Source organism: Microbacterium halophytorum, assembly GCF_002970975.1.
Classification (GTDB): Bacteria; Actinomycetota; Actinomycetes; order Actinomycetales; family Microbacteriaceae; genus Microbacterium; species Microbacterium halophytorum.
In genome coordinates, this window is sequence record NZ_PNFA01000012.1 from 164050 (window position 1) to 171633 (window position 7584).

A 7584-nucleotide genomic window follows, 5' to 3' on the forward strand; every position below is an offset into this window, starting at 1 on the left:
CCCCTCAGCCCAGGTCCGAGATGTCGACGCCCGCGACCTCGGCGATGTCGACGACGCCCTGGAAGTCCTGCTGCGTCGGCTCGACGATCGGCTCGACGCCCTCGGGCATCCCGTCCATGTACATGCCGAGCGCATCGCGGTTCTCGTCGCTGAACACCTTCGGGATCGCTTCGACGAGCGCGTCGCGCTTCGCGTCGCTCATGTGCTGGCTGCCGAGGACCGACATCGAGATCGGCATGTCGATGCTGTCGCCGATCGAGCGGGTCTCGCCCTCTTCGAACGGGAACATCGGGTTCCCCTGGCCCGCCATCGCGGTGAAGATCGTCGACGTGCAGGCGACGTCGGCCTGGCCCTCCTGCAGCGCGAGGAAGCTGCGGTCGTGGCCGCCCGACATGAGCTCCTGGAAGTCGCCCTCGTCAGCCTGCAGGCCGACCTCGTTCAGCATGTACGTGGGCATGTAGTAGCCGCTCGACGAGTTCGGGTCGGCGAACGCGATGGTCGTGTCGGCCGTGATGTCCTCGAGCGAGGTCAGCGGCGACTCGTCGAGCACGAGGCAGCTCGAGACCGGCTCGTCGAGGCCGGGCCAGGCGACGAGCGAGTCGACCTCGCCGGTGTTGACCGCGAGCGCTGACGGGAAGGCGCTCATGATGCCGATGTCCTCGTGGCCGGCGCGGACCGCCTCGATCACGGCGGAGTAGTTGGGCACGTCGGTGACCTCGACGGTCATGCCGGTCTCCTCCTCGAGGAGCGCCGTGATCTCGTCGATGGGCGTCTCGGCGTTCGGGTCCTCCGCCAGCGGCAGAGTCGCGAACCGGATGACGTCGTCGTCGCTCGACGCGGCGTCGGCTCCGCCGGAGCAGCCGGCGAGCAGGAGGGCGGAGCCGGCGGCGAGAGCGCCGGCGACGGGGAGGATGCGGGTGCGCATGGGGGAGCCTTTCGGGTCGGGCCGCCGGTGCTGGCGACGACACTCAGACAACCGCCCCGAGGTGTCCGGGAATTACGAGACCGGCGATACGAGAACGGAAGGCTTCATGAACGCGGGGTTACGGGACCAGCGGTCTCGGATGGGCGCACACGCACGCGCCGAGGCATCGGCATCGACGCGGATCCTCGCGCGGCGGTCGACGGGCGGCTCAGCGGCCGGGCGCGCGCGGGCGGGGCGGCTCAGGGCCGCTCGTTCTCCTCGGCTCCCGCGTCGACATGGTGCCGGATGACCTCGGCGACGACGAACTTGAACCACTTCTCAGCGAACTCGGGGTCGAGGTGGGCGTCCTCCGCGAGCGTGCGCAGGCGCGCGACCTGCTGCCGCTCGCGATCGGGGTCGGATGCGGGGAGGTCGTTGGTCGCCTTCAGCACACCGACCTGCTTCGTCGCCCGGAACCGCTCGGCGAGCATGTGCACGAGCGCCGCGTCGATGTTGTCGATGCTCGCGCGCAGGCGCAGCAGCGTCTCGTACGGGTCCTCGCGCGTCTCATCCACCACGCTCCGACGATACCGCGCGAGATTCCGGTGGCGCACATCGGTCGCCGCCCGTGGCGGGGAGGCCGATGTGCGCCACCGGACCGGTCGGGGCGCGCGGGGAGCGGCGCCCGCCGCGCGACGCGGGGCGAGCCGATCGCGGGCACGGCGGCGCCCCGGTTCAGGACGGTCGCGCGGCCCCCACGAAGCCGGCGAGCGATCGGGCGTTCGTGAAGCCGCGGGCCGCGAGGGCCGCCGCCGCGCGAGCGGCACGCGCGCCGGTCGCGCAGGCCGTGACGATGGGGGTGTCTGCGGCGAGCGCGGCGACGCGGGGGTGCGTCGGCAGCTCCCGCATCCCGATGCGCCATGCGCCGGGCAGCGCCCCATCGGTCTCTCCCGGTTCGCGCACGTCGATCACGACGAGGTCGTCGCGCACCGCGATCTCTCGGGCCAGCGCCCCCGGCGTGACGGCGGGTGGCGCGGAGCCCGCGCGCCCCGCCGATGGCTCGAGCACACCGGGCGCGATCGCGGCGGCGTCCGCCCCCGACAGGTCCCCGCGCTCGGCCCCTGTGGGCCCCGCGCATGTCGACGGCATCGACGCCGCGCCAGCGCGCCCCGGATCGGGTCGCACCTCGATCGTCCGCCACGTCGCGGAGAGCGCGTCGAACAGCATCAGCCGCCCGAGCAGGGCCTCGCCCATGCCCGCGATGAGCTTCACGGCCTCGGCCGCCATCACGGCGCCGAGCGCGTGGCACACCATGCCGAGCACGCCCCCGCTCGCGCAGGTGGCGGCCTCGGCGGGGACATCCGGATGCAGGTCGCGGTACGCGGGCCCGTGCGGCGGCCAGAACACCGAGACCTGGCCGGTGAAGCCGAGCACGGCCGCCCACACGACGGGCAGGCCGAGCGCCTCGGCGGCATCGGCGACGACGTAGCGGGTGGCGAAGTTGTCGGAGCCGTCGACGACCAGGTCGTAGCCGCGCAGGGTCTCGGCGGCGCTGTCCGCATCGATCCGGAGCCGGTGCTCGCGCACCTCGATGCCGGGGTTCGCGGCGCGCATCGACTCGGCGGCCGAGGTTGTCTTCGGCCTGCCGAGATCGGCAGTCGCGTGCAGCAGCTGGCGATGCAGGTTGCTCGCCTCCACGTCGTCGTCGTCGACGACGCCGATCGTGCCGACGCCCGCCGCGGCGAGCGCCGCCAGCACGGGGGTGCCGAGCCCGCCAGCACCGATGACGAGCACGCGCGCGGCGGCCACGCGGCGCTGGCCCTCTTCCCCGAAGGCGGGCAGAGCGATCTGGCGGGCGTACCGGATGCGCTGCTCGCGGCCCAGCGACGGCACCGGTTCGACGAGGGGCGGGAACGCGCTCACAGGTCCGGCCTCCCCGCCATCGGCGACGACGCCAGCGCGTGCTCCCTGCGGGGGATGCGGCCCGAGCGCGCGGCCAGCCGGCCGCCCGCCACCGCGTGCCGGAACGCCTCCGCCATGCCGACGGGGTCGACCGCGCGGGTGATCGCCGTCGCGAGCAGCACGGCGTCGCAGCCGAGCTCCATCGCGAGCGCCGCGTCGGAGGCCGTGCCCACGCCCGCGTCGAGCACGACGGGAACCGACGCGCGCGAGACGATCAGCTCGATGTTGTGGGGGTTCAGGATGCCGAGGCCCGTGCCGATCGGCGCACCGAGCGGCATCACGGCGGCCGCCCCGAGCTCCTCGAGCCGCCGCGCGAGCGCGGGGTCGTCGTTCGTGTACGCGAACACCCGGAACCCCCGCTGCACCAGCTGCTCGGTCGCGTCGACGAGCTCGACGGCATCCGGAAGCAGTGTGTCCTCGTCCGCGATCACCTCGAGCTTGACCCAGTCGGTCTCGAACGCCTCGCGCGCGAGCTCGGCCGTGAGCACGGCCTCGCGCGCCGTGAAGCACCCGGCGGTGTTGGGCAGCAGCCGGATGCCGTGGCCCGCGATGAGCGAGTAGAGGTCCGTGCCCTCCCCCGGCGAGAAGCGCCGCACCGCAACGGTCGTCAGCTCGGTTCCGGATGCGGCGAGCGCCCCCGAGAGGTCCTCGAGGCTGCCCGCGCCGCCCGTGCCCATGATCAGCCGCGACGAGAAGGAAGCCCCCGCGACCTCGAACGCGTCGTCAGCCACCCTGCACCGCCGTGAGCACCTCGACCTCGTCGCCGCCGCTCAGTGCCGCCGCGCCCCACGTGCTGCGCGGCACGACGGCCGCGTTCACCGCGACGGCGACGCCGACGGGCGCGCCATCGGCTGCGCTGCCGTCGGGCCGGATGTCGCGCCCCGTCAGGTCGGCGACGAGGCCGGCGACGGTGCGGTCGGGGCCGAGCTGCGTCGGGGAGCCGTTGAGAAGGACGGTGATCATGAGACCTCCATGAGGGTCGGCCGGCCGGTGAAGCGGTCGGGGCGGAAGGGGGCGAGGAGAGGATCGGAACCGCCCTCGAGGGCGGTGCGCACGGCGTCGGCCGCGATCGGCGCGAGCATGACGCCGTGGCGGCCGAACCCGGTCGCGAACACCAGGCCGGGGCCGGCCCGGCCGAGCAGCGGGCCGTTGTCGGGCGAGACGGGCCGGGCCCTCGCGGTCACCTCGATCAGCTCGAGTTCCGCGACGGCGGGCACGACCTCGGCTGCGTCGCGCAGCAGGGCGCAGACGCCGCCCGCCGAGACGCCGTCGCCGCCGTGCTCGCGCTCGGTCGCGCCGACGACGACGGTGCCGTCGGCGCGGGGCACGAGGTACACGGATGACGACCGCACGCGAGCACGCACCGTGCGGCTCAGCAGCGGCCGGAGGCGCTCGGGCACCCGCAGGCGCAGGACGTCGCCATGCACCCGCCGCAGCGGCACCTCGAACGGCAGGCCGCCCAGCGCGGCGGCGCCCGAGCCGCACGCGATCACCGTCTCGGCGGCGGCGATCGTCGAGCCGTCGGCGAGGAGGACGCCGGTGACGGGAGCGTCGTCCGCCTCGCCCCGCGACACCCCGACGACGCTCCGGCGCACGACCCGTGCGCCGAGCGCCTCGCGCATCCGCGCGGCGAGGGCGCGGGGGTCGACGCGGTGCTCGGCGACGCGGCGCGCGGCCGTGGCGCGGGGCCCGATCATCGGCTCCGCCCGCCGGGTCTCGCGCAGCGACAGCGGCACGGCGGCATCCGGATGCAGCGCGGCCGCGTCGTCGAGCATCCGGCGATCAGCCTCGTCGACCGCGAGCAGCAGCGTCTCGGCCGCCTCGAAGCCGCATCGATCGCCGCCCGGCAACGACGCGAGGAAACCGGGGTACCGCGCCACCGACGCCGCCGCGAGTGCGTGCAGCGCGGGCTCCGTGTGCCGGTGCTCGCTGACGGGGGCGATCATGCCCGCGGCGGCATGCGTCGCGCCGGACGCCGGCTCCGGGTCGACGACGAGCACCCCGCGACCGGCGCGCGCGAGCTCCCACGCGACCGCGAGACCGATGATCCCCGCGCCGACGATCACGACCTCGCACCGGTTCGGTACCCTCGCGGGGTGCTGATCGACAACGCCCGCCTGTACCTGTGCACCGATGCCCGCCGAGACCGCGGCGACTTCGCCGCCTTCGCCGATGCCGCCTTCGCGGGCGGGGTCGACGTCATCCAGCTCCGCGACAAGGCCCTCGAGGCCGCCGAGGAGCTCGAGCTGCTCGCCGTGCTGCGCAGCGCCGCCGAGCGGCACGGCCGCCTGTGGTCGGTCAACGACCGCGCCGACATCGCCGCGGCGTCCGGGGCACCCGTGCTGCACCTCGGCCAGGGCGACCTGCCCCGCCCGCACGCGCGCCGCATCGTCGGCGAGGGCGTCGGCATCGGCCTGTCGACCCACGACCCCGCACAGCTCGCGGCCGCCCGCGCCGAGGCCGACCTCGGCTACTTCTGCGTCGGTCCTGTGTGGGCCACCCCTACGAAGCCCGGCCGCCCCGGCGTGGGGCTCGACCTGGTGCGCCGCGCCGCCGAGGCCGACCGCGCCGACGGCGCCGCCCGACCCTGGTTCGCGATCGGCGGCATCGACCTGACGACCGTCGACGAGGTCGTCGGCGCCGGCGCGCGCCGCATCGTGGTCGTGCGGGCGATCACCGAAGCCGACGACCCCGCCGAGGCCGCCCGCGCCCTGCGGGATCGCCTGGCCCCGTAGCATCAGTCGCGCAGCGCCGGTTCGGGCAGATACACCGTGCCGCCCGCCGTGCGATAGGCCTCCGCCCGCTCCTGCATGCCGGCGATCGCGCTCTGCTCAGCGACGCCGCCGAAGCGATCCCGGATGTCCTGCGAGATGCGCATCGAGCAGAACTTCGGCCCGCACATCGAGCAGAAGTGCGCGGTCTTGGCGGGCTCGGCCGGCAGCGTCTCGTCGTGGAACGCCTCGGCCGTGTCCGGATCGAGCGAGAGCGCGAACTGGTCGCGCCAGCGGAACTCGAACCGCGCCTTCGACAGCGCGTCGTCCCTGGCCTGGGCCAGCGGATGCCCCTTCGCGAGGTCGGCCGCGTGGGCGGCGATCTTGTAGGTGATGACGCCCGTCTTCACGTCGTCCTTGTTGGGCAGGCCGAGGTGTTCCTTGGGCGTGACGTAGCAGAGCATCGCGGTGCCGTAGCGGGCGATCTCGGTCGCGCCGATGGCCGAGGTGATGTGGTCGTAGCCGGGGGCGATGTCGGTCACGAGCGGGCCCAGCGTGTAGAACGGGGCGCCGTGGCACAGCTCCTGCTGGCGCTCGACGTTCTCGCGCACGAGGTGCAGCGGGATGTGGCCGGGGCCCTCCACCATCACCTGCACGTCGTGGCGCCACGCGCGCTCGGTCAGCTCCGCGAGCGTGTCGAGCTCGGCGAACTGCGCCGCGTCGTTCGCGTCGGCGATCGAGCCGGGGCGCAGGCCGTCGCCGAGCGAGAACGCCACGTCGTAGCGCGCGAAGATCTCGCAGAGCTCGTCGAAGTGCGTGTAGAGGAAGTTCTCGCGGTGGTGCGCGAGGCACCAGTCGGCGAGGATCGACCCGCCGCGCGAGACGATGCCCGTGACGCGGTCGGCCGTCAGCGGCACGTACCGCAGCAGCACGCCGGCGTGGATGGTCATGTAGTCGACGCCCTGCTCGCACTGCTCGATGACCGTGTCGCGGAAGATCTCCCACGTCAGCTCGCGCGCCTGCCCGTCGACCTTCTCGAGCGCCTGGTAGATCGGCACGGTGCCGATCGGCACGGGCGAGTTGCGCAGGATCCACTCCCGCGTGGTGTGGATGTCGTCGCCCGTCGAGAGGTCCATCACGGTGTCGGCGCCCCACTTCGTCGCCCACCGCAGCTTGTCGACTTCCTCGGCGATCGAGCTCGTCACCGCCGAGTTGCCGATGTTGGCGTTGATCTTCACCAGGAACGCACGGCCGATGATCATCGGCTCCGACTCCGGGTGGTTGACGTTGGCCGGGATGATCGCGCGGCCCGCGGCCAGCTCCTCCCGCACGAGTTCGACGTCGCAGCCCTCGCGCAGCGCGACGAAGCGCATCTCCGGCGTGATGACGCCGTTCCGGGCGTAGTGCATCTGCGTGACGGTGCGGCCCTCGCGCGAGCGGAGCGGCGGGCGGCGGGCCCCGCGCCACTCGGCCGAGGCCTCGCCGCGGCGGGTCGCGCTGCGGCCGTCGTCGTGCAGGTTGCGCTCGCGGCCGTCGTACTCCTCGATGTCGCCGCGCTCGGCGATCCACTCGGCGCGCAGCGGCGCGAGGCCCTCCTCGCGCACGCAGTCGGGGCCCTCGGTGCGGTACACGTCGAGCGGATCGTTGGGCGCTCCGCTCGGCGAATCCGCGAGCGGGATGCGGGTGACGGGCACCGAGATGCCGTGGTCTTCGTCGTGGTGGCGCGCTTCAGCGCGCACTCCGATAGGGGTGCTCACAGGCTCCTACTTCCTACGCCGGCATGATCCGGACAGGTTCTACGGTCGCAGGCAGCTGCAGCCTGTTCTCAGCCCGTGCTCGGACTCCCGTGTGGACGCGACGATGCTAGCACGGGGCCGCGCGGGGCCCTCGACGCGCGGGGAATCGGCCGCGCACGTGCGCGCTCGCACCGTGCGGGGCAGGGCACAGAACAGCGGTGGGGGCCCCGCTCAGACGGGGCCCCACCGCAGGTCGTCGGGCGCGCACACC

General features: G+C 74.0%; 8 protein-coding genes and 1 riboswitch. Of the genes, 1 reads left to right on the forward strand and 7 read right to left on the reverse strand.

Annotation, left to right across the window (positions count from 1 at the left end):
- Positions 1–4: 4 nt before the first annotated feature.
- The 6 genes from phnD to thiO all read right to left on the reverse strand — a co-directional run bounded on the left by phnD (position 5) and on the right by thiO (position 4932).
- Positions 5–925 carry a phosphate/phosphite/phosphonate ABC transporter substrate-binding protein gene (phnD, locus tag C0010_RS12010; protein WP_105567319.1) on the reverse strand — a complete coding sequence of 307 codons (921 nt, stop codon included), beginning with the start codon at positions 923–925 and terminating at the stop codon, positions 5–7.
- Positions 926–1164: 239 nt separating this feature from the next.
- Positions 1165–1482 (reverse strand): chorismate mutase, encoded by a 318-nt coding sequence (locus tag C0010_RS12015; RefSeq protein WP_232531938.1) that lies wholly within the window; start codon positions 1480–1482, stop codon positions 1165–1167.
- A gap of 157 nt (positions 1483–1639) precedes the next feature.
- Positions 1640–2827, reverse strand: coding sequence for a ThiF family adenylyltransferase (locus C0010_RS12020; protein WP_105567321.1), 1188 nt, complete (start codon positions 2825–2827; stop codon positions 1640–1642).
- Positions 2824–3543 (reverse strand): thiazole synthase, encoded by a 720-nt coding sequence (locus C0010_RS12025; protein ID WP_105567338.1) that lies wholly within the window; start codon positions 3541–3543, stop codon positions 2824–2826. Before C0010_RS12025 ends, C0010_RS12020 begins: the two co-directional genes overlap by 4 nt.
- Positions 3544–3589: 46 nt before the next feature.
- Positions 3590–3829, reverse strand: coding sequence for a sulfur carrier protein ThiS (gene thiS / locus C0010_RS12030; protein WP_105567322.1), 240 nt, complete (start codon positions 3827–3829; stop codon positions 3590–3592).
- Positions 3826–4932 carry a glycine oxidase ThiO gene (gene thiO / locus C0010_RS12035; protein WP_174150274.1) on the reverse strand — a complete coding sequence of 369 codons (1107 nt, stop codon included), beginning with the start codon at positions 4930–4932 and terminating at the stop codon, positions 3826–3828. Before thiO ends, thiS begins: the two co-directional genes overlap by 4 nt.
- A 30-nt stretch (positions 4933–4962) precedes the next feature.
- On the opposite strand from thiO, the gene thiE reads away from it, so the two are divergent.
- Positions 4963–5601: a thiamine phosphate synthase gene (gene thiE / locus C0010_RS12040; protein WP_105567340.1), complete on the forward strand. Its 639-nt coding sequence runs from the start codon at positions 4963–4965 to the stop codon at positions 5599–5601.
- A gap of 2 nt (positions 5602–5603) precedes the next feature.
- Here the strand turns inward: thiE and thiC are convergent, their stop codons facing one another.
- Entirely contained in the window at positions 5604–7334 is a 1731-nt protein-coding gene (gene thiC / locus C0010_RS12045; RefSeq protein ID WP_232531939.1) for a phosphomethylpyrimidine synthase ThiC, read from the reverse strand.
- Positions 7328–7435: riboswitch (TPP riboswitch) on the reverse strand. It overlaps the preceding gene by 7 nt.
- Positions 7436–7584 lie beyond the last annotated feature (149 nt).

Coding starts and splice junctions, on each gene's coding strand:
- phnD (WP_105567319.1), bottom strand. CDS start 925: ATGCGCACCCGCATCCTCCCCGTCGCCGGCGCTCTCGCCGCCGGCTCC.
- C0010_RS12025 (WP_105567338.1), bottom strand. CDS start 3,543: ATGGGCACGGGCGGCGCGGGCAGCCTCGAGGACCTCTCGGGGGCGCTC.
- thiS (WP_105567322.1), bottom strand. CDS start 3,829: ATGATCACCGTCCTTCTCAACGGCTCCCCGACGCAGCTCGGCCCCGAC.